Consider the following 22,139-nt stretch of genomic DNA (forward strand, 5'->3'; position numbering starts at 1 on the left):
GGAGGATGAAGATGGATTTAATTAAAAACATAGCAAAAGCGAAAGCTGTAGATTTTGATCAGATGGTTAGTTGTAAGCCGGGTGAAATTGAAAGTAAAACTCTGGCCCAGGAAAAAGGGGTGGGCATTACCTTACTGGCCTTCGGTAAAGGAGAAGGAGTAGGACCCCATACCGCCAACGGAGATGCTTTAATCTATATACACGAAGGTGTGGCCAGCGTTACCATTGGCGAAGAAACCCAGGAAGCAGTGAAGGGCCAAATGGTCCTGATGCCCTCGGGAATTTCTCATCAGGTTCAGGCTAAGGAAGACATGAAAATGCTCTTGATGGTAGTCAGAAAGGAGAAATAAGCGGATGAAAGTGATTAAGAACCTTGAACCCTTGCAAACTCTTTCAATTGATGAAATCGTTTCAAACAGTGAAAACACCATCGCCAGTAAGGCAATTTGCACGACGGATCATACAGATATACGATTTTTTTCCTATGCAAAAGGAGAAAGCATCAGCAAAGAATTTCAGGAAGAAGACAGTATTATCTATGTGTACCAAGGCAAGCTGAAGGTGCGTTATCGGCAGGACGAAGAAAAAATACTAAGCGCTGGAGAGATGATGGTGCTTCCCAGTAATGTGGAATATGGGATTGAAGTCCTGGAGGATGCCAAAAGTATGAATATCCTGGTGAAATAATGAGAGGAGGGAGGCAGATTTCATGAAGCGTTCCGTATATGCTAAACTCACCCAGAAAGAACTGGAAGAACGATGTGATATTCTGATGGAAGGGCTGAAGAGATGCCGCCCAAGGAATGCAGCCTCCAAATACCGTAGACATAGCTGAGGATTAACACCAGCGCTGTCACCGGCCAGCCCAGCAGTGTGTTGGCCCAAGCCAGGAAATCAAAAGACCTTTTTGTACGGCAATCCCTCTTTTCAAAAGATTTGAATGATATACTTTTTTATAAATACCATTGATGAAGAGGATTCGCTCTTATTAAAATAATGATAGAACAATGAAAAAAGGACGAGATAAATACCCTTGCCCTGTGAAACTGTCCTGTACAAAAGCACAGCAGGGGCAAGATCATTCTGCCCCTGCTGCTTTTTCTTCTAACAGTTTTCTTAGTCGTCTTCGAAAACACTCTCGCCTTCAATGCTACCAAATTTTAAAAACATATCACCAGAGGCGGAAATGGTTACTTCCTGTGTGTCTTGGTTCCAGCCCACATCAAAGCCCAGGGCTTCACTGATGAATCTTACCGGCACTACGGTGCGTCCATTGACAATCTCAGGCGCCACCGTGGGGTTTCGATCAATGGGAACCCGCTGGCCGTTGACAGTGGCCATGCTTTGCCCAATGACCATTTCAATCATTACCGCGTTTTCTCCATCACCACGTTGGTATGTCACGGTGCGAGATTCGGGAATCCAATCGATCTCTGCGCCAAGTTCCTCACCAATAAAACGGAAGGGAACCAAAGTGCGTCCTTCCTTGATGAAGGGGGAAGCATCCAGGTTTTTCATTGTGTCGCTGGAGAGGGCAGTGGCACGGTCAATGGTCAGCACCAGTTTATAGTCTTTTGCTGCAGTGGGTTCCTCTGGGAGTGAATCCTCTTCCTCTTCGGATTCATCCTCCATGCTGGGTTCATAGGTGTCGGGAATCCCGTCGTTATCAGAATCCACGTCCAGGTAGTCTCCCACAATGATGAAGACGTCATCATGGTATGGGTCTGCATCTGGGTCCATCATCACTCGTTCAAAGTTGGCTCCCCAGCATAAAAGGCTTCCGTTGTCAAAGGATTGGTCTTGGTTGACGCTGGTTTTGTCACCCCAGCAATATACGTCACTCCAGTAAAGGCTAGACTGTTGCAGCACATCCACAAAGATCCATGCCAAAATGATGTCTGAAGGCTGTCCGTTGGATTTTTGCTGTTCATAGGTGATTTTGATTTTGTCGAAATTCAGGCCAGTGCCATCCCCTCCCAGGTCCACCACGCTTTTTATGCGGTTTGAGCGGGTGCTGTTATAGTCTTGGCCAAATATGATGATATCGTCCAACAGGTCATGGTCCGTCTCCCGGAGAGATGCATTGATGAAAAAGGCAATGGCCTCGTCCAGCATTTGCTGGGGGCTGTCCGCATCCCCATCCAGGATGGCAAGGGTTTTCTCCAGGTTAGGGAGGAAGTTTTCTGAAACAATGACACCATGGTTGTTTTCCCCGCCATGACCGTCGTCAGAAACACCAGGGCTGGGGTTGAAAGGCCCTGTGGTGCCTTCTCGGATGCGGCGCAACAGCTCATCCAGGGTGAGGTTAAGGCCTCTCAGGTAGGTTTGGACCTGACGCTGGTTATGAGGAATCTGTTGCTGGGACAGGTACTCCAGAAGGACACTGTTCACTTCTTCCGGGGCGCCCTGGTCAAAATAGAAGTTCAGGCCCAAGTTGTGGTGCAGGCCGACACTTTCAGTTGCCGCCTCTTCAGATGTCCAGCCGCCGTTGGAAATCCCTTGGCCAACGCCTTCTTTAAGTGAACCGGCAATGCCACCAACAATGGCGCCAGCCCTGGTTTCCGTTTGCACAAATCCTTCCAAGGCTCCCACAGCGTCTGCGACCACTATTTCTTTAAACCGATCCCACCAAGGAGGTTTTGCCGATGTCTCCAAAGGCATGGCCATAGTCAGCAATAATACAAGTGATAAGGTAACTGCTAATAGTTTGTTTTTCATGTTCATTCTCCTTTCAGCGAGTAAGAAGACATTCTGCATAAAAAATGATAATTATTATCAATGTACCCAGATAACTTTTGAATCAACCATACAATGAGGGAATTTTCAAAAAACTTAAATTTGGTTGAGGTGAAATAAACTTCCCTTTGTATTTCTCTGGTCTTGAACAACAGCTGTAAATGGCAAAATATAACTATAAATTGTGTTATACTGATAATAGATGAGATATTAGAGGTGGAACGGATGGAGGTAAAAGAACATGCCAAAAATTAATGTTGGAGTAAGCACTTGTCTTTTAGGAGAACCTGTTCGATATGACGGAGGTCATAAGCTAGATCGGTATGTCAGGGATGTTTTAGGGGAGTACTTTGAGTATTATCCAGTATGCCCTGAACAGGAAGCTGGGATGCCTACTCCAAGAGAGTCAATGCGTCTTGTAGGAGACGAAGAGAATCATAGGCTTGTGACGAACAAAACCGGGATGGATAAGACTCCGATGATGAAATCCTATATCGAGAAGAAACTTCCCATTCTGGAGGAAAAAGAGCTTCATGGTTTTATTTTTAAGAAAGATTCTCCAAGCTCCGGGCTTTATCGTGTGAAAATTTACCATGAAAACGGAAATCCCATTGGTAAGGGAAGTGGAATGTTCGCTGCAGCCTATAAAAAGGCTTTTCCCAACATCCCTGTTGAGGAGGATGGAAGACTGAACGACACTCATTTAAGGGAAAATTTTATCGTAAGAGTTTTTGCCCATCATCGATGGAAGGAGTTTTTAAAAAAAGATCCCAGTGTAGGAGAGCTTGTGGAATATCACACAAGAGAAAAAATGCTGATGATGGCCCACAGTGTAGAGCACTATAAAACCCTTGGAAAGATAACGGCTCTTGGAAGTACCATTCCAAAAGAGGAGCTGTTTGCAAAATTTGAAAAAGAATACTTAGAAGGTCTTACCTTCCATGCCACGGTGAAAAAAAATACCAATGTTTTACACCATATCCTGGGTTACTTTAAAAAAGAATTGAGCCCTTGGGAAAAGCAAGAGGTGTTGGAGCTTGTGGAACGTTATCACCGAAGAGAGGCACCATTAGTGGTTCCTCTGACCCTTTTAAACCATTTCATTAGAAAATATGAAAAGGAATATTTAATGAAACAACGCTATTTAAATCCACATCCCAGTGAATTAATGCTTCGTAACTTTTGGTGAACAGGTTACATGGGGGCTTAGGACAAGGGGACGTTTCTCTCGTCCTGTTTTTACATGTGGGATCTAATAGATCATGGTGATTCAAATGCCAAGACAAGCACGAAAGAAAAGCAGCACAGGTATCTACCATGTCATGCGGAAAGGAATTGATGATCGAAACATATTTCTGGGGGGAAGAGTGGGACGGAGGCAACTCGTCCTTCTTGCTCGAAATACAACCGAATGAATAAGCAAAAAACAACCGAATTAAAAAGAAAAATATGACCGAATAGAAGTTGCGGAACATCAGACCCAATGAAAAGGTGGACTATAGTATTGAAGTCCTTAAAATGCCAAAAGCTTTAATATCTTAGTGAAATAAATGGAAATAAGAAGGACAAGAGAAGCGTTCTCTTGTCCTTTAAAGCTATATTTTAAACTGTAAGACTGTACTTTGTAAGGATTCAGCTAGTTGTGAAAGTGATTCGCTGGACTGAGCGATTTCTTCAATGGCGGAGGTCTGTTCCTCTACAGAGGCAGAAGCCTCTTCTGTGCCAGCAGCATTTTCTTCTGCAACAGATGAAAGGTTCTGGATGACAGCAATGATTTCATCTTTTTTGATATTCATTTTTTCGCTGGAATGGGTGAGTTCATCAATCATTTGTAGCGTACGGTTAATGGATTCATTGATTCCATTAAATTTACTGTCGGTCAGTTCGACACTTTTTCCTTGTTGCTGAACTATGTCTGTCACTTGGTACATGGTAGAAACAGCATTAGTGGTTTTGTTAGTTAGCTCTTTAATAATCTCATCTATTTCGCCAGCAAACTGATTAGATTGTTCTGCGAGTTTTCGGATCTCTTCAGCTACTACAGCAAATCCACGACCAGCTTCACCAGCTCGAGCAGATTCTATAGCAGCATTAAGGGCCAATAGGTTAGTTTGTTCCGAAATATTTTTAATCATTTCGCTGGCCTGATGAATCTTTTTGCCGCTTTCATTTGTTTCTTCGATGACTTGGCTAACCCCTCTAATGGCTACATGTGTATCTTCGGTGTGAGAAAGAACTTTCTGTAGTGCTTGCATTCCTTCATCCTTTAACTGATTTACGTCACCTGCAGAATCCCTAAGCTGAAAAATATACGTCTGGTTTTGCTGAATAGAATTACCTAATTCATTAATATGCTCTGCACCGTTTTCTGTTTCCCTGGCTTGATCCGAGGCGCCGCTGGAAATCTCTTCAATGGTTTTAGCCACCTCATTAGCTGCACTAGAAGCCTCTTGACTAGTGGCACTTAGTTCTTCGCCATAAGCCGCCACTTGCTGAGATGTTTGTGAAACCTCGTAAATCATTTTGCGTAAGGATTCCTGCATAGTCATAAGTGCCTTGGCCATGTCGCCGATTTCATCTCGTGAATCCAAACAATTTTTTGGAATTTCATGGGTAAAATCTCCGTCTGCGGCGATATTGAGATTTTCAGATAGTTGAGATGCGATTTTTGCCAGTTTACTAGAAAAGATAACAATGACTCCTATCCCTATTAGGCCAACAGTGAGAAGAATAATAGCAGAAGTAGTGAGGGCATTTTGCATATGAGTATCCAGATCATCTGCAGTTCGTCCAGCAAATAACATCCCAATGGTTTCGCCGCCTAAGTCGTGTAATGCAGAGTAGGCACCCACATAGGAAACACCTTCCAATATATTTATAAATCCTTGCCACCGTCCATTGTTTGTAAGTACTTCATCGAGAATTTGTTGATTATCTATCTCGGTTCCAATGGAACGACTGCCATCTTCATTAAGAATGGTGGTGGTTAACCGTTGGGAACCAGAAAAAATAGTTATATCAATTCCCAGTTCTTCTGACAGAAGGTCTACATAGGAATCATCAATCATCTGACCTACTTCCAGTATGCCGATAAACTGACCATTTGGACTATATATTGGTCCTCCAGCACGAATAGCAAGACCAGAACGACCTTCATCTAAGCCAGAGAGTACTTCTTTTTGATCTCGTATGATTTGAAGCATGTTTCGGCTGCTTAAATCATCTGAATGATTCTCTGGGTTGTGAGCTCGGTAAAATGAACTCAGAGAAGCATCACTAAATTGAAGGTTGGTAATATTTTCTTGCTGTAGAGCTTGGAAAATAGGTGTTATTAACTGGTGTACTTCCTGTCGATCGCCTATGTAGAAAGCATCTCGAACTTGGTGGTTTCCCGCTAAAGCGTGATAGGTAGAAATCAGTTTGTCCAAATCTTTTTCCACTAGCATTTCAACGGAACGGAGAGAGCTATCGATTTCTGTCAGAACTTCACTTTCGATGAATTTTGATTGATGGTAGTAATTATAGCCAATAATTACCAGGTTTGACACAAGAAAAAGCGGAATAAAAATAATCAAAAGTTTTCGTCTCATGATGATACACCTCCATAGAATAAATTCCTGATGAATAAAGGACAAGGTGTGCAACGGTCATGTTGGTGAAAAGCTTTACTTCTTCTGTTAAACTAATAACACAGATTAAGTATACCATAAACTTGAGTCGACGCATAGATTAACATTCATACAAATAATTATTGAAAACTATCTTTGTAGAGGCTTCTGTTTTCAGTGAGCTTATAGAAAGTAGATTGAAAAATCCGCTGAACCTAAATCTATCGATTGAATTAAGCATTCTCATGTTAGAAGAATATCTGGTTGCGTGCTATAATGTAGTTAAGAAACTATTGTCCTTTCTTAATTAGATAAGAAGATCAATAAGACTAAAAGTGGAATGGTATAATATATGGTGATAAGCTTGGTAAGGAAATGATGTTAATTAAAAGAATAAGGTAAATGAAGGATATTAATTTTTCTTTGTCTGTAAGGAGGAAAATAATTACGATGAGAACAGAACATGATGCATTTGGAGACATACAAGTGCCAACAGATAGAAGGTGGGGAGCTCAAACACAGCGAAGCTTGGAAAATTTTCCCATAGGCCATGAAAAAATGCCTTTAAACGTGATTTATGCATTGGCATTAATTAAAAAGGCTGCTGCTCAAGTAAATCATCAAATGGATGTTTTGGACGGAAAGCGATCTCGATTAATTCAACAGGCTGCATCAGAAATTCGAATAGGGATTTCAGACAAAGAGTTCCCCTTGCCGGTTTGGCAAACTGGCAGCGGAACCCAGAGTAATATGAATGTTAATGAAGTGATAGCTCACAGATGTAACGAACTCAGTGAACCAAATTTTGTTCATCCAAATGACCATGTAAATCGAAGCCAAAGCTCTAATGATGTATTTCCATCAGCTATGAACATTGCCTCCGTTCTCGAAATGGAGGATCACTTGATCCCAGCCATAAGGTTTCTAAGAGAAATTCTTGCGGAGAAATCAAAAACATATGGATCTTTGGTTAAAATTGGCCGCACCCATCTACAAGATGCGACCCCTTTAACCTTAGGTCAAGAAATCAGTGGTTGGACAGCCATGATGGAAGAAAATCTGCAGATGATAAAATTAGGAATTGAGAAGATGAAGCTTTTAGCCATTGGGGGGACTGCAGTAGGAACAGGATTAAATGCACCAAAGGGATTTGGGACTGAAATGGTTAAAGCTATAAATAGGGAAACGCAAATCGTTTTCGCAGAAAACCCTAATAAATTTCATGGGTTAACCAGTCACGATCATATGGTGTTCTGTCACGGTGCTTTAAAGGCACTTGCGGCCAACCTTATGAAAATTGCCAACGACATTCGATGGTCAGCCAGTGGCCCACGCTGTGGCATTGGTGAACTTATTTTACCTGCCAATGAACCAGGTAGTTCGATTATGCCGGGTAAAGTAAATCCAACGCAATGTGAAGCCTTAACGATGGTGGCGTGCCAAGTGATGGGCAATGATACGACTATTGGAATTGCCGCTAGTCAAGGAAATTTCCAGTTGAATGTATATAAGCCAGTACTTATTTATGCTTTTTTACAATCTGTAAGATTATTGTCAGATGCAATTCGATCTTTTACACTACGTTGTGTGGTGGATATGATAGCGGATGAAAAACAAATTGAAAAAGGAATTGAAAGATCTTTAATGCTGGTAACGGCGTTAGTTCCCCAAATAGGATATGAGTCCGCTGCACAGGCAGCTTTAAAGGCGCATAAGGATCACAGTACATTGAAAGAAGCAGTTTTGTCGCTGAAGCTCCTTGATGCAGAAACCTTTGATGGCCTTACAGATCCATTGAAAATGACATAATCCGAAGGATTCTGTCTTGTCAATAATCCATCGATAAAATTCTTCAAGAATAGTTTATTGTTTTACAGATAGATGCTATTCTTGACTTTATACATAGCTTCGTCTGCCAAACTAAGTATATCGCTGGCTGATTGAACAGATTCTGTTGCTTCTGAAACGCCAATACTTAAGGAAGGTTTCCAGAATCCGCTCAAATCTTCAGGTAGCTTTTTTTTCACATTCTGGCTTAGTTTTCCAGCAAGTTTTTCGGCGTGGTTTTGACCTGTATTGTTGCAAATGATAACAAATTCATCGCCTCCAAGACGGCATGAGATGTCGGTTTTTCGGATGCTATTCTTGAGGAAGTTAGCAACCCAGATCAATACCTGGTCTCCCACATCGTGGCCAAAGGTGTCATTTACTGGTTTGAAGCTGTCAAGATCAATAAACAATACAGAAAAAGTAGTTGTATAACGATCTCTGATATGAATGAGTCTTTGTATTTCCTGCAAAGCGTATCTTCGATTAGGTAGTTTTGTTAATTCGTCTGTTAAAGAGATTTGCTCCAGCTTAGCATTAACTTCTTCTAATTCCTGGGTTCGCAATAATACTTTTTCTTCAAGCTCATCGTTTTTACGTTCCAGTTCCTTGTTTTTTTCAGAAACAATATAAAAAAGTGCTTTTAGTGCTCTTAAGAGAGGTTCAGAAGTATCTTTATTGGAGGATTCGATTTTGTCATAGGCTTCCAAGGGAGATATTTTATCTGATTGAATCATATTCATTTGTTTAACCATGTTTTTATCCATGTTCAGAATATGATATGCGAGCCATCGAATTAAAAATTCTACAGATTCGCTTAATTCGTCTACGTTGGTTAAAGCATTGACATCAGAAAATTGGATTTTAATCATTTTAACAAACTCTCTATGGGCGTGAATGTGTTCTTTAGCATGGCGAGGATCTACATTGGAATTCATCATTATTTTTTCTTCTGATTTAAAATGATCTACGGTATAATTTTCTAATTGCATTAAAATAGCAGTAATTTTTTTTGTTTCGATGGACTGACTCTGAAAGCATAGCTTTAGGATATTGTTAATGATCTCAATAAGGGAAAAATGTTGCTCATCAATGCTATCCACGCCTGTTAAGAATTCTCGATCCCATTGGAAAAAATTACTAGTCATACGGATTCTCCTCTCGCATATCATAAATAAACCTTATTTCATGATAACATATACTCAAAATCCATACTATAAAAGAGGAAAGAATAAATAGGGGAGTCGATTCTAATTTTGTGAAACAATGGTTAATTTTTTTGGTTTAGGTTTTATGAATCAACAGATCAGAAACGTCACCGCAGAGGCGTTTAAGTTTTTTAGCTATCCATTTTTCCTACAGGAAGGGTTACCTCAACCTTAGTTCCTTTTCCTATGGTGCTTTTTACTAGGATTTGACCTCCCATTAACTCTATCAACTCTCGGGTGATGACTAGGCCAAGACCAGTGCCTTTGGGTTGCTCCACGGATCCGTCGTTAGCTTCATAAAAAGGCTGGAACAGTTTGTGAAGCGTTTCTTTTGTCATGCCGGGGCCTGTGTCTTCTACCACTAGCCTCAATTGGTGATGGCTATGGAAATTTTGTTGGCAGACAAGAGTTGTGACTATATGCCCTTGTTCCGTAAATTTTACGGCATTGCCAGCCAAATTTAGTAGGATCTGGCGAAAACGTTGAGAATCTCCCACCACTTTTCTGGGGAGTGCACGGGCAAGTTTTATATGTAGATGTAGGTTTTTTTCAAGGGCCAAGGGGTAAAGTGGCGCCAATGCCGATTTTATTTCATCTTCCAGGACAAATGGCTGTAAAATCAGTTTCATTTCACCGGCTTCAATTTTAGCGTGGTCTAATACGTTGTTAACAATGCCGAGCATATGGTTAGAAGAGGCTTTTAAATAGGTCATAAGTTCTTGCTGTTCTTCATCCATGTTGGTAGATTCAAGGAGCTGGATAAACCCTAGGAGCCCATTGAGTGGAGTACGTATTTCGTGATTCATATGGGCAAGGTAACGACTTTTGGCTTCGTTGGCATATTTGGCGCTTGTTAAAGCTTGATCCAGTTCTAGGTTTTTTTGCTCTAGTTCCTTAGCGTATTCCTGTAATTTTTCTTCAGCTTCCCGTTGCCGGGTGATTGCCTGGGCAAGGCTGAGATTGCTAAAACTTAGGGAAGAGATCATATCTGCCAATCCTGAATAAAAATGGATTATGTCATCAACTGTTTTGCGAGGATAACGTGGAACTTGGCTGAGGGCTTCCAAATATTTAGTTTCGTCGAAATCATAAAGACGTGACTTTTGACGAAATTCTTCTATATCTGGTTGTTCATCTGTATAAAAGAATTGTCCGAAATAGATGTTTCCCAGGTGTCGTCCAGCCACTTCGATAGGCGAAGCGATATCGTTCATACCATTCTTACAACGATAGGATTTAAATGTGCCTGACCTTGCTCCTTTGGCAAGAAAGGTGTCACTCTCCATACAGTATTTCCGTGTTTTAGGATGACGGCGATGAAATTGTGTGCAGATATCTTGCCATCCGACACTTACTAAAACTTGTCCTTTGTTGTCTACAATGGCACCTAGCATGCCAGTGAACCGATGAAAATAAGTTAGGAGATTTTGTACTGCGGGGACATCGATGATGTCCTCTAGCTCTAAAATAGATAAGTCTATTTCCGGTTCTAAAATTGTTCTTAGCTTATTTCGAACAATGGCTTCGCTTTTTTGTAGTGCTTCTTTGCTTTCTTGTAATTGCTGTTGATGCTTGATTCGGTCCAAGTACATACCTACCTGAGTGGCATAAAGGGTGGTTAGTTCTGGATTTTCTAATAATATGTCTTTGGGCATGATTAGGGCAAAATGTCCCATGAGTTTTTGATTTTGAGTGATGTGGACCATGATGGTTTGACCAATATCAAAAGATTTTTCTAGTAAGCGAAGGATCTTGATCGGTAAATGGTTTCCTGCGAAAATTTCTAGGTTCTCAAAAGTGGTGAGACGTGTTTGTTTCATAGTGGCTAATCGGTCTGGATCATGGGTCCATTTCTTGCCAATAGGATTAAAACCCATGATATCAACAGCTTTCATCAAATGATCTGAATCTCCGACAAAGGCCAGAGTGGTGAAGTCTTTCCCGTTTTCATCAAATTGGTTGAAGACTACATAAGCGGCGCCTGTAAGGCAACGCATATCTTCTGCTATGGCTTGTGGGTTTATCTCTGATGTAGTCTCGAGGAAACGCTGGGTAGACTGGATCATTTTTTTTAGCTGTGCTTCTTCTCGTTTTTGATGGGTGATATTTCGGGAGCTGAAAAGCAGTTCTTTAATCTCACCTGTGGCAGTAAGGATAACTTTTCCCATGGTTTCCAGCCAGAGATAGCTTTCGTCTTGGCATCGAATACGATATTTGATTCCCTGACTATCTTTCCGAGTTTGAAGAAAGGTCGTAAAAGCGCTCATGACATCATTGTAATCTTCAGGGTGAACAAAATCCATGACATTTTGGCCGATGAGATATTGGGGATCATACCCAAGAATTTGGTGAGATTTACCTGCGAATGTAAAGTTTCCCTGGGGATCTGTTAGGGATACTAGGTCAAACATATTGTCGGTAATATGTTGGAGCAGAGTTGCTTTTTCTTCCAGTTCTAGTTTTTTTGACGGAAGGGTGATTTTATCACAAAACCATTTGCTAGAGTAGGAGGTATGATTTTTTTTCATTCTTTTTCCACCCTTTCATAGTGTTGGTTTAGAATGGCATCATTATTGATTTCTTTAAAGGAGTCGTTTAAAAAGCCTTAAGGAGTTTATTGATTTGATGATGTATTAGAAATATTCTATCATAAAAGGGGTTCGAGTATATACTTGATTAAGGGGAATTTTTTTTCATGAAAAGACGTCGATGGTTGAGCGTTCCCCTTTATTTTAAAACGAGTATGGTATTTCTCATTTATGAATAAAAAACAAGGATATCGGGTATGAATGATGCAGTAAGCTGTATGGTATTTAAAAGTTTTTTTAAGAGATGGAAGTCTGGTCATAAAATAGGAAGCATTAAAGATCGTGGAAAGATTGGATGATGAGAATAGGACAGTAGGAATCTGTCCTTGAAGAGGGGATGGCATGAAAATAAATGAGAAAACCTACACCATAGATTTTGATAAAGCTGTCCAGAAATATTTTGATGTCTATATGACTGAAAGAAATGCTGAAAAAATCAGTGAGATGTTGATGGATTGTTTTTGTGGCATTGGAACAGGGGCCGATGAATTTACTGTTAATAAAGAAGAAGGTATGAAAATTTTTCGTAGGGATATCGATAATGCGCCTAATCCTTTGGAATATAAGATACACAACAAAGATATTCAGATGATTGATCATATCAATGCTCTTGCGGTTATGAGACTAGATCTTTGGACGCGTATTATGGATCAAGAAGTTAAGCTTAAACAGTTAAGGCTTATGATAATGATGCATCAAGAGAGCTCAGGACTTATCCGAATTGCTGGTATGCATATTTCCTTTCCTTCTAATGTTCATGAAGAAGATGAATCCTATCCACTCAAAGAGCTGGAAGATCGATTCCATGTCTTAAAGAGAATGGTGGCGGAAGAAACGAAAACCCTACGAGAGGCATACCATGAATTAGCACAAATGATCAACTTTGATAAACTTACGGGATTGGCATCCCGTCATTTTATGGAAGAGGCAATGCTAGGGACGTGGAACCGTTTTGATCGATTTGGAAGGATTTATTCAATGATTATGTTGGATTTAGATAATTTCAAAGAAGTCAATGATATCTATGGACATGATGTAGGCGATCAAGTGCTCAAGAAGGCAGCGGAGGTCATTGAGTCACAGTTGCGTAGCACAGATACTGCTTGTCGTTGGGGTGGCGATGAAGTGGTCATCCTTCTTCCGGAAACCAATTTAGAAGAATCTGTAGTGCTTTCTGAGAGAATCTCTGAGTGTATGAAGGAGAGTAGGTGGCCAAAGGGCACAATGGTGACAGCAAGCATGGGAGTAGGAAGTATTCGTAGAAATGAAACTTCGGATATTCTTCTAAAAAGAATTGATCAAGCTCTATATAGAGCCAAAAAAAGTGGAAAAAATTGTATTGAAGTGGATGTTAATATGGAAATAGACGAAGAGTGAATCATTGGAACAGAGTCAGCCACAAAGGAAACGCCAGAAAAGTTGTTCCTGGCGTTTAATTCATTAGGAGTCAAGAATAGCAAAAAAAGAAATCAACCGGTAAATGAAGATAGAACATCTAGAGGAGGGTCATTATGCGCCATGAATTAGCATTTATGTTTATATGCTATGGAGTGATGGGGTGGATTTGGGAAACCATTTACGTTTCCATTACGAATAAAAAATTTGTTAACCGTGGATTTCTTCGTAGTCCTTTTATACCCATCTATGCTTTTGCAGGGATTACAATAATGCCTACTATTCAGTGGGTGATTCGATATTTTGAAATAGAATCCTACTATGGTATTTCTGTGGTAGCTATTATCATTGCATCCATTATTGCGACAGTATGGGAATACGGGGTATCTTTTCTTATGGAAAAAGCTTTTGCAACACGATGGTGGGATTATTCTGACTTCAAGTTTCATATAAATGGAAGGGTTGCTCTTGTTCCTTCAATTCTATGGGGGATTTTTGGGATGTTGTTTTACCATTATTTACAACCATTAATAATGAATCAATATGAGCAGATGTATAGGAACACTGTTATTTCTGTAGGATTATTTCTGTATTTTTTATTATGTGTGGATGCTATTTATACCTTTTCAGAACTTCTTCGACTTAGGGGCATTATAACCCGTTTTCGTGAAGCTTCAGAAATGTTGGTCAAACAGCTAGCAATATTGCAAGAAGGGCATCAAGATATTAAGAGTTTAATGGCATATAAAAAAATGGAAGGCTTTAAAGATTTTGAAGAGTTTCTTGATTTTATTCGACGAAAAAAGAGTATATTAAAACATGAGCAAGAAAGAAAATTTGAGGAGTTTTCGCTGATCCTTCAAAAATCAACAAAAATACAACGTTTCTACAAAAAATACCCGAAGGCACTAACCAATAAATTGCCCTATGTGTTTTATATTATTCGCAAGAAAAAAAACAATGGCAATCAATAATCTTGGAAGGAATAGATGGTTTGCACAAGTTGCTTAACAGAGTTACGGGTGTTAGCATCAATAATTTCTAGAAAAGAGCAATGCTTATCGATCCATAGGACTAACATAGACGCTTTGAATTTGGGGAGTTTATGAAGAGTGAGTGGCCACATGTGCTTTTCGATAATATCTGCTTCGACGGCATTGATGTTAAAGTGATGTTGGGCGTTACGAAGTGCAATTCCAGGGTGTTTGAATCCATGAAGCTGAATACCAGTTTTGCTTTGAGGGTTTCGTTGGTGCCAATCATAAAGATAGAAGTCGTGTAAAAGAGCTCCACGGGCCGTAGAACAAGGGTCGATAGAAAGTTTTTTTGCCCATAGATAGCTGAAGAAAGCCACGTGAATTGAATGCTCAAGAATAGAAATATGGCGATGGTGCACATAAATATCTAGGGTCTTAAAGGTTTGATTGGTCAGCAAGTCTTTTGTGATTTCTTGAAACTCTCTTATGGATGAGGTATGAACCTGGCAGTTTTTATGCATAAGATTAATTTCTCCTTATCTTAAGCTGGCTACGGATGCTGCTATTAAAGCGGTTTGGATTCAGAAAGTGTAAAAAAGACCCCTTCATTCTCTGTGGTTTCTTTCTTCTTCTTCTTCAGATTTGCTTTTTCCGTATCCAAACAAGAGTTTTTTGAATCGATTATATCGAAGGTACTGAGGATTAGCCATTTTTGCTACCATTGGCAACCGCTCAATGTTTCGAAATACTTTTGTAAAGGTGTTTACAAACCGTCCAATGCGACTGGCTCGTGTAATTCTAGCCACTCTTATAATACGGACGATTCGAAAAGCTCTGAAAACAACATCGAAGGGAATGATAGATAGAATTTCTATCCAGGATTTTTTAAAAAATGATTTCTTTGACGTGCTTGCACGATAACGTATCGTCAGGTCTATGCCAAAAATGACACATACAATAAGGTCAAATACCTCCACATACAGGCTGAATTGTTTACTTTCAATGACAAAAATATCCAGAAAAGACAGTCCTAGAACCAAAATAATCAGTAGGGCCATCACTGTTTCGTAGATGGCTGTCTTATCAGAAATATTTGTTATAATAGTAAGGAGGGTTTTATAGGCTTTAAAAACTCCATGTATTTTTTTCTTTATATAAGTCCAGATTAGATCCATCGAATCACCTTTTGAGAGCAGTATTTAGCATAAGAGTATCATAAATAGAGAATTTTGACTATGGAGTTTTTTGGAGCCAAAAGAAATGGGCTGTATCCATGACTTTGAGAAAAGATGCTGTTAGTGAGTTGGATAGAAGGGGGTGAGGACTAAGGAAATTAAGTCGATTAAGCTTAATACCGTAGAAGCCATGAACAATATAAGGAGGAGAAAGATGGAGTTAAAAGAAGCTATTAAATTGAGACGTAGCGTACGTGCATTTGATTCCAAGCCTGTGGAAGAAGAAAAGGTGGAAGCAATACTGAGAGCCGCTATGCAGGCACCATCGGCTCATAATCAGCAACCTTGGGAATTTTTGGTGGTGAAAACATCGGATAAACGAACAGAACTCTCGCAGGTGCATAAGTATACGAAGCCTCTGGCTGACGCCCCTTTGTGTGTTGTAATGTTGATGAATCGAAAAAGATTGAAAGCGGCGGAATTTTGGCAGCAGGATATCTCTGCAGCTGCACAGAATATGATGTTGCAGGCAGTAGAACTGGAATTGAGTACTCTTTGGATGGGGATAGCTCCAAAAGTGGAATACATGGATAAAGTTCGAGAAATTTGCCAATTGCCAGAAGAAATAGAAGCTTTTGGATTGTTTGCTGTAGGATACTCGGACAAAAATAAGTTTAAGGATCGATTCGATTCTTCAAGAATTCATTGGGAATACTATTCTCAAAAATAGGAGGAAAAATATGTCAATTCAGCGATACGAAGGAAATGGCCGCATGAGTAAAGCCGTGGTACACAATGGAGTTTTGTATCTTTGTGGTCAGGTAGATGGTAGTAGCAACGATGTTAAAGAACAAACCAGAGAAGTATTGATGAAAGTGGAGACATTGTTGCATAAATATGGCTCCGATAAAAATCGTATTTTATCAGCGGTGATTCATTTGAGTGACATGTCCTTATTCAATGAGATGAACAAGGTATGGGATGAGTGGATATTCAATGGATGCGAACCAGTTCGAACGTGTGTAGAAGCAAAACTTGCCAAAGAGAGTCTCTTGGTAGAAGTTACCGTAACGGCTGCCTTAAAATAATCCAAGGATGATGGAGTTACTCCTTGTTGCATTGGTAAAGCATGAAAAAGCTTCTAAAAACCATTCTAGGTTTTTAGAAGCTTTTTTTGGAAATGAGCAGAGGGGGAGAAAAACTGATTAGGCCCATTCGTGTATGGGCCTAATCAATTCAAAGCCCTTTGTTTTGGCCAATGTTTTTTTCTTTTGCCCGTTGAAAAATATTTTTAGCGACTACTAAATCAAAAAGGCTCATTCCTACGGACTTATAGAATCGAGTTTCACCCAGGTGGACTTTTGTTCCTTTTTTCAATTCTTTAAGATAATCAGCCATATAACACACTTGGTCCGGTTGTAGCATTCCTTTGGCAAGGGGGTAGGAAAGATCTCCTGTTTCCTCACAGGCGTAGGGCAATTCAGTGTAGACTGTTTCGACTAGTTGCCAGATGGCATCTGGCACTTCACGCATATCTGGTCGCCAAGATCCAATCGAGACAATACACTTTCCACGCAACAAACTGACATCATTAGGAAGGACTGGTTCTTTGGAAGAGGTAGCCGTAATAATAATGTCGCTTTGTTTAACAAGTTCTGAAGAGTCAGCACAAACCACACAATTGATGGATGAATGCCCTGTTTCATGCTTGATGTCACGGATAAAAGAAGAGAGGTCTTCTTTGAAAGGGTCGTACAAGTATACGGTTTCGATGGAACGTTCTGCACAAGCGTATTTAATTTGATAAAGTCCTTGAACACCACAGCCTACTAGGCCAAGGCTTTTACTGTTTTGATGGGCTAAATGTCGGATGGCATGACCGCCAACAGCACCAGTTCGCATAGCAGTTAGCAATTGACCATCCATGAGAGCCATTGGAGAACCATCTTCTCGATTGGTAAGAATCATCAATCCGTTGATTAGTGGTTTTCCTTTGGATGGATTTTTAGGGAATAGTGATAGCATTTTTGTACCAATGATATCTTTTGTTAAGCAAGGCATGTAGAGCATACTGTCTTCTTCGTGGCTTACTACCAATCGATCAGGCATTGTGAAATTTTCTGTTGCAAATACATGAAAGGATTCTTCAATGGAGTCAATCATTTCCTTATCCGTTACAGCTTTCTTCATCTCTTCTGAACTGATGATACGCATCGAAAGTCATCTCCTTTAAGAGTATTGTAAAACGATTATGAATGAAAGTAGGTAAGTGCCAAATATACCCTATCATATTTTAGATATTGTGTCTAATGAAAGCAATAGCTATGGCAAAATTCCCAAAGTTTCTTATGTCTTTGAAACATTTCTGGTCTAATGAAACTTTTCAGACGTTTGAACGTAGAATGAGGGCAGAAAGGAGATGCATACCATGGTTGTTTCATTAATGATTCCACTAGTGCTGATTGCTTTGGTCGGGATTGTAATTGCCGGTGCAAGAAGCGGATCTCAGCGGGGAGGCGAAGAAATGATTAAAAATACTTATATTTATGTAGTTCTATTTGCAACACTGATGATGACGATTGGAGGGAGTGTGGCTGCTTTTATGGCTGCAGCGGATATAGTGGCACCTGCCCCTTATTATCAGTCTTTTGAAGAGTACCGCAGATGGGGAGTAGAACGAAACCTTGATCCAGAAAAACAGAGAACCTCGGAATTATCAGAAGAAGAAATGAGAGAACAATATGATGCTATGATTGATCAAGAAAAGCAGCGACAAGTCAATCGAGGTAAAAATGCATTAATTAAGAGTTTTGGTTGGATACTTATTCCATTCCCTATCTTTTTGTACTATTCAAGGAAATTGCGGTCATCACCAGCAATTAATGTAGAAAACTAAAAATGATGGTTCAGAGCTCGCTTGTATTTCTTTATTCATTCATGTAAAATAGAGTCGAATTTGAAGTTTCAGACATCTCATTATCGCTCCATCTTGCAGTGAATATTCAGCGATGGATAGAGGTGTTATTGAAACGTTAGGAAACAAAATAGAAAGGGGGATAAAGAATGCAGGGCAAAGAAAAAAGAAATATAGGAACCGCTGGGTTTAAGTCGATTCAAAAGCTAATGACGGTTCCTATCGTATTAGTAAGCGTGGTGGTGTTGATGATCTTTGCATATTCAAACATCGCAACAAATATTCGGAATAATCTAAATCAAATGAACAGTAACATTAATAACACCTTGCGAGTATCTCAGTTATCGTTGGAGGAGCCACTTTGGCAAAATAATGATGCAGCCATCCGGAGTATTGTTGATGCGGTGGTTGATTCGAGAGAGGTTGTGGGAGTAGAAATTCTTGATGATTCAGGAAGGCGACAATTGCTACAATATAGCGGTGATTATCAAGAGCATTTGTCGGATACGGTATATTACCAAACTGAAATCGTGCGAGGGGATCGATTACTAGCGACTGTGAAAATAGGTTTTACCTATCAGTATATTAATAGTGCGATTAACGAAAATCTTTTCAGTTGGATCATTCAAATTGCTCTTTTGTTGGCCGTATTAGTATTGACAACTTGGAAGGTATCTAAAAGTGTTAAAGATTCAATACAATACATTCTAAGTCGAATAGAGCAGATGGCAAATTATGACTTATCCTTTGAGAAAGAAGAGAATACAGAAAAATACTATAAACGCCAGGATGAAATAGGAGACATTACCCGTTCGCTTTATAGGATGCAGGAGAACTTAAAGCAATTGATCAGTCAAATCAATAAAGAGGCAAATCTAGTGGAGGACCAGTCAGAGGAGCTTTCTAAATCTAGTGGACAATCAGCAGCAGCAGCGGCGGAAGTAGCAAGAACCATCGAAGAGATTGCTAAAGGAGCAACAGATCAAGCTAAAGAGACTGAATCTGGTGCATCTTGCAATCAAATACTAGGAAATGCCATTGAGATGAACGAAAAAATTGTATCAGATCTTAATCATTGCGTAGAAGCTGTGGATAAGATGAAGGCAGAAGGATTAACAACAGTGAAAGAATTAGTCAGTAGAACAGAAGAAAGCAGTCAAACCACAGAAGAAGTCCATCGTGTCATTGCGGAAACAAGTGAGAGTGCTGCAAAAATTGAAAAAGCCAGTACGATGATTAAGAATATTTCTGAGCAAACAAATCTACTGGCGTTGAATGCTGCCATTGAAGCAGCACGAGCTGGTGAGGCTGGCAGAGGATTTGCTGTAGTAGCAGATGAAATTCGAAAACTGGCAGAACAGTCTAACTCATTTACAGATGAGATTGCATCAGTCATCGATGAGTTATCAGGAAAAGTTGCATATGCGGTGGAAACAATGGATAAATCAAATCGAATTAACAAGGAACAGGCAGGGAGTGTTCGACACACGAGCGAACAATTTGAAACCATGGAAAAAGCCATTAATGAGATGAAAAATAGTTTGATGAAGCTGAATGAATCTGGAAAGGAAATGAAGACGAAAAAAGAGGACATGGTAACGATTATCGAAAGCCTAGCTGCTATTTCAGAAGAAAATGCTGCGGGAACCGAAGAAGTATCAGCTTCTGTAGAACAGCAAACGGCTACAATGGATGAAATTACGAATACCTGTTCAAGTTTGAATGATCTGGCAAAGCAGATGAAAAAAGCAGTAGCTCAATTTAAATTATAACCATTGGAAAAGGATTCAATGATGAAGGAGGTTGTACTTGTGAACAAACGCACTAAGAGGAAGGCAATGATTTTAGGAACCCTAGTACTCCTATTAGGTATTGTAGGATGTAGTGTTACACCAGATGTTCCAGCACCAGATCCAGTGCCAGCACCGACAGAAACCCAAGAAACTGCAGAAACCCAGGATACTCAAAATGCAGTTGCGGAGGAACCACAAACTGGTGATGCTACTCTTTCTGATGTAACCATCGTAACAGAAGATTACCCGCCTTTTAACTTTATTAATCAAGATGGGGAATTAGATGGAATTGGAACAAGACAGGTGAAGGAAGGATTGAATCGCTTAGGCCTGGATACGGAAATAGAAGTTCTTCCTTGGGCTAGAGCTTATGAAATGGCTCAACAGCAAGACAATGTACTTATCTTTTCTATGACACGTACAGATGCCAGAGAGAATATGTTTAAGTGGATTTCTCCTCTAGCAGCATCTGAAGTCTATTTTTATGTGTTAGAGGATCGTGTGAATGAGATTCAGATTAACAGTCTGGAGGATGCGAAAGAATATGTAGTGTCAGCAATGCAGGATGATTTTACGCAAGAAGAATTGCTGGAAGCTGGATTTGAAGAAGGTGTGAACTTGTCCAGTACACCAGACGCTACGATGGCTATTACTCAGGTGCTTAGAGGGCAAACCGATGTATTTATTACTTCAGGAGATATCGAAGAGCTAGTAAGTGGCACAGAATTCAGCGCCAACGACTTAGCAGTTGCTTATAATATTGAAGAACTCAGGAGTTATTTGTACATTGCTGCCAGCATGGGTACACCAGACCATATTGTTGAAGAATTTAGAGAAGCGATACCAGGTGTAGAATAACTAAATTGGTTAAAAAGATCCGTTGCTTATCTGAGAGAAAGCAACGGATCTTTTTTTTAGAAAATAATATTCGGAAAATTCATACGATTTTTATAGGAAGATGTTTGCGTATATGATATAATGCAGTAGAAACCTAACGTTCGTTATATTTTAGTCATATCACCATGGAGGTAAAACATTGAATAAACACTCATCATCTACAATGAAAAACATCATCATTCCAAAAGGGCTTTTGGTAGCCATCGGAGGTAAAGAAGATAAAAAACACGAATTACAAATTCTGTCCACTATTTTATCCTTGGTGAAAAAAGAAAAGAAAAAGATAGAAATTATTACAACAGCTAGCCAATATCCTGAAGAAGCAGGAAAGGATTACCATCAAGTTTTCACAAAAGATAAGGATCATACAGTGGGGTTAATGCATGTATCAACCCGAAAGCAAGCATCTGAAGCCAATTTTTTGGAACGAATCACGGCAGCAGATGTCATTTTTTTTACTGGAGGGGATCAATTAAGGATTACAAGTGTGCTTGGCGGAACTCCCATTGAAAAAGAAATTCTCCGAAAATATAAAGAGGAGTTTTGTATTATTTCTGGCACCAGTGCTGGCGCCAGTGCAATGTCAAAAAACATGATTTGTGGGGGAGATAGTAGCGAAGCATTGCGTAAAGGGACCATCAATGTTTCAGCAGGAATTGGATTGATAGACCATGTAATTATCGATACACATTTTGTAGAACGAGGGAGATTCAGTCGATTGATGGAAATTGTCAGTATGAATCCGAGGAACGTAGGAATAGGTCTTGGAGAAGATGCAGCCATAATCATTGAAAATGGAAGGATTCTAAGGGCCATAGGAAGTGGAATTACTGTGATTTTAGATGGTCAGCATTTTTATTACACAAATGTTGCAAACATAAGATCTGATGAAGCAATAGCCATTGAGAACTTGGTAATTCATACGATTGTTAATGGATATGGATATGATTTGTACGAAAAAAAATATCTTAAACCAGAGGATCTTAAAAAAATGAAGCAGACTGAAGGCGAGGGTTAATAA

General features: G+C 39.8%; 20 protein-coding genes. 13 read left to right on the forward strand and 7 right to left on the reverse strand.

Annotation, left to right across the window (positions count from 1 at the left end; translation table 11 throughout):
- The first annotated feature begins 11 nt into the window (after positions 1–11).
- The 3 genes from ACZ47N_RS12355 to ACZ47N_RS12365 are packed head-to-tail and all read left to right on the forward strand — an operon-like array spanning position 12 to position 835.
- Positions 12–350 (forward strand): cupin domain-containing protein, encoded by a 339-nt coding sequence (locus ACZ47N_RS12355; protein WP_464886850.1) that lies wholly within the window; start codon positions 12–14, stop codon positions 348–350.
- Between the two features lie 4 nt (positions 351–354).
- Entirely contained in the window at positions 355–687 is a 333-nt protein-coding gene (locus ACZ47N_RS12360) for a cupin domain-containing protein (RefSeq protein ID WP_464886851.1), read from the forward strand.
- Positions 688–709: 22 nt separating this feature from the next.
- On the forward strand, positions 710–835 hold the full coding sequence (locus tag ACZ47N_RS12365) for a hypothetical protein (protein ID WP_464886852.1): 126 nt from the start codon (positions 710–712) through the stop codon (positions 833–835).
- A 281-nt stretch (positions 836–1,116) separates the two neighbouring features.
- Here ACZ47N_RS12365 and ACZ47N_RS12370 read toward each other — a convergent pair whose 3' ends face one another.
- A complete protein-coding gene (locus ACZ47N_RS12370) occupies positions 1,117–2,718 on the reverse strand; it encodes a copper amine oxidase N-terminal domain-containing protein (RefSeq protein ID WP_464886853.1) in 1,602 nt (533 codons plus the stop codon).
- Between the two features lie 259 nt (positions 2,719–2,977).
- On the opposite strand from ACZ47N_RS12370, the gene ACZ47N_RS12375 reads away from it, so the two are divergent.
- Complete coding sequence (locus tag ACZ47N_RS12375) at positions 2,978–3,925, forward strand: YbgA family protein (protein ID WP_464886854.1); 948 nt, start codon at positions 2,978–2,980, stop codon at positions 3,923–3,925.
- A 406-nt stretch (positions 3,926–4,331) separates the two neighbouring features.
- On the opposite strand, the gene ACZ47N_RS12380 is transcribed toward ACZ47N_RS12375, so the two are convergent.
- Positions 4,332–6,326 carry a methyl-accepting chemotaxis protein gene (locus ACZ47N_RS12380; RefSeq protein WP_464886855.1) on the reverse strand — a complete coding sequence of 665 codons (1,995 nt, stop codon included), beginning with the start codon at positions 6,324–6,326 and terminating at the stop codon, positions 4,332–4,334.
- Between the two features lie 468 nt (positions 6,327–6,794).
- Between ACZ47N_RS12380 and fumC the strand changes: the two genes are divergently transcribed.
- Positions 6,795–8,153 carry a class II fumarate hydratase gene (gene fumC, locus ACZ47N_RS12385; protein ID WP_464886856.1) on the forward strand — a complete coding sequence of 453 codons (1,359 nt, stop codon included), beginning with the start codon at positions 6,795–6,797 and terminating at the stop codon, positions 8,151–8,153.
- A 62-nt stretch (positions 8,154–8,215) separates the two neighbouring features.
- On the opposite strand, the gene ACZ47N_RS12390 is transcribed toward fumC, so the two are convergent.
- Complete coding sequence (locus tag ACZ47N_RS12390; RefSeq protein ID WP_464886857.1) at positions 8,216–9,319, reverse strand: diguanylate cyclase; 1,104 nt, start codon at positions 9,317–9,319, stop codon at positions 8,216–8,218.
- A 191-nt stretch (positions 9,320–9,510) separates the two neighbouring features.
- A complete protein-coding gene (locus tag ACZ47N_RS12395) occupies positions 9,511–11,907 on the reverse strand; it encodes a PocR ligand-binding domain-containing protein (RefSeq protein WP_464886858.1) in 2,397 nt (798 codons plus the stop codon).
- A 402-nt stretch (positions 11,908–12,309) separates the two neighbouring features.
- Here ACZ47N_RS12395 and ACZ47N_RS12400 point away from each other — a divergent pair, with 402 nt between their 5' ends.
- Both ACZ47N_RS12400 and ACZ47N_RS12405 read left to right on the forward strand, forming a co-directional pair.
- Complete coding sequence (locus tag ACZ47N_RS12400; protein WP_464886859.1) at positions 12,310–13,344, forward strand: diguanylate cyclase; 1,035 nt, start codon at positions 12,310–12,312, stop codon at positions 13,342–13,344.
- Positions 13,345–13,478: 134 nt separating this feature from the next.
- Positions 13,479–14,336: a putative ABC transporter permease gene (locus ACZ47N_RS12405; RefSeq protein WP_464886860.1), complete on the forward strand. Its 858-nt coding sequence runs from the start codon at positions 13,479–13,481 to the stop codon at positions 14,334–14,336.
- On the opposite strand, the gene ACZ47N_RS12410 is transcribed toward ACZ47N_RS12405, so the two are convergent.
- Positions 14,330–14,860 (reverse strand): HD domain-containing protein, encoded by a 531-nt coding sequence (locus tag ACZ47N_RS12410; protein ID WP_464886861.1) that lies wholly within the window; start codon positions 14,858–14,860, stop codon positions 14,330–14,332. The two genes, ACZ47N_RS12405 and ACZ47N_RS12410, sit on opposite strands and share 7 nt — an antisense overlap.
- A gap of 84 nt (positions 14,861–14,944) precedes the next feature.
- Positions 14,945–15,514, reverse strand: coding sequence for an ion transporter (locus ACZ47N_RS12415; RefSeq protein ID WP_464886862.1), 570 nt, complete (start codon positions 15,512–15,514; stop codon positions 14,945–14,947).
- A 214-nt stretch (positions 15,515–15,728) separates the two neighbouring features.
- On the opposite strand from ACZ47N_RS12415, the gene ACZ47N_RS12420 reads away from it, so the two are divergent.
- A complete protein-coding gene (locus ACZ47N_RS12420) occupies positions 15,729–16,244 on the forward strand; it encodes a nitroreductase family protein (RefSeq protein WP_464886863.1) in 516 nt (171 codons plus the stop codon).
- 10 nt (positions 16,245–16,254) lie between these two features.
- Entirely contained in the window at positions 16,255–16,602 is a 348-nt protein-coding gene (locus tag ACZ47N_RS12425; protein WP_464886864.1) for a RidA family protein, read from the forward strand.
- A 148-nt stretch (positions 16,603–16,750) separates the two neighbouring features.
- Here ACZ47N_RS12425 and ACZ47N_RS12430 read toward each other — a convergent pair whose 3' ends face one another.
- Positions 16,751–17,728: an ornithine cyclodeaminase family protein gene (locus ACZ47N_RS12430; protein ID WP_464886865.1), complete on the reverse strand. Its 978-nt coding sequence runs from the start codon at positions 17,726–17,728 to the stop codon at positions 16,751–16,753.
- Positions 17,729–17,942: 214 nt separating this feature from the next.
- Here ACZ47N_RS12430 and ACZ47N_RS12435 point away from each other — a divergent pair, with 214 nt between their 5' ends.
- From ACZ47N_RS12435 to ACZ47N_RS12450, 4 genes are all read left to right on the forward strand, one after another.
- Complete coding sequence (locus ACZ47N_RS12435; protein WP_464886866.1) at positions 17,943–18,410, forward strand: hypothetical protein; 468 nt, start codon at positions 17,943–17,945, stop codon at positions 18,408–18,410.
- A 167-nt stretch (positions 18,411–18,577) separates the two neighbouring features.
- A complete protein-coding gene (locus ACZ47N_RS12440) occupies positions 18,578–20,200 on the forward strand; it encodes a methyl-accepting chemotaxis protein (protein WP_464886867.1) in 1,623 nt (540 codons plus the stop codon).
- Between the two features lie 39 nt (positions 20,201–20,239).
- Positions 20,240–21,079 (forward strand): substrate-binding periplasmic protein, encoded by an 840-nt coding sequence (locus ACZ47N_RS12445; protein ID WP_464886868.1) that lies wholly within the window; start codon positions 20,240–20,242, stop codon positions 21,077–21,079.
- 178 nt (positions 21,080–21,257) lie between these two features.
- On the forward strand, positions 21,258–22,136 hold the full coding sequence (locus ACZ47N_RS12450; RefSeq protein ID WP_464886869.1) for a cyanophycinase: 879 nt from the start codon (positions 21,258–21,260) through the stop codon (positions 22,134–22,136).
- Positions 22,137–22,139: the final 3 nt, after the last annotated feature.

It is taken from the genome of Tindallia texcoconensis, from assembly GCF_055383815.1.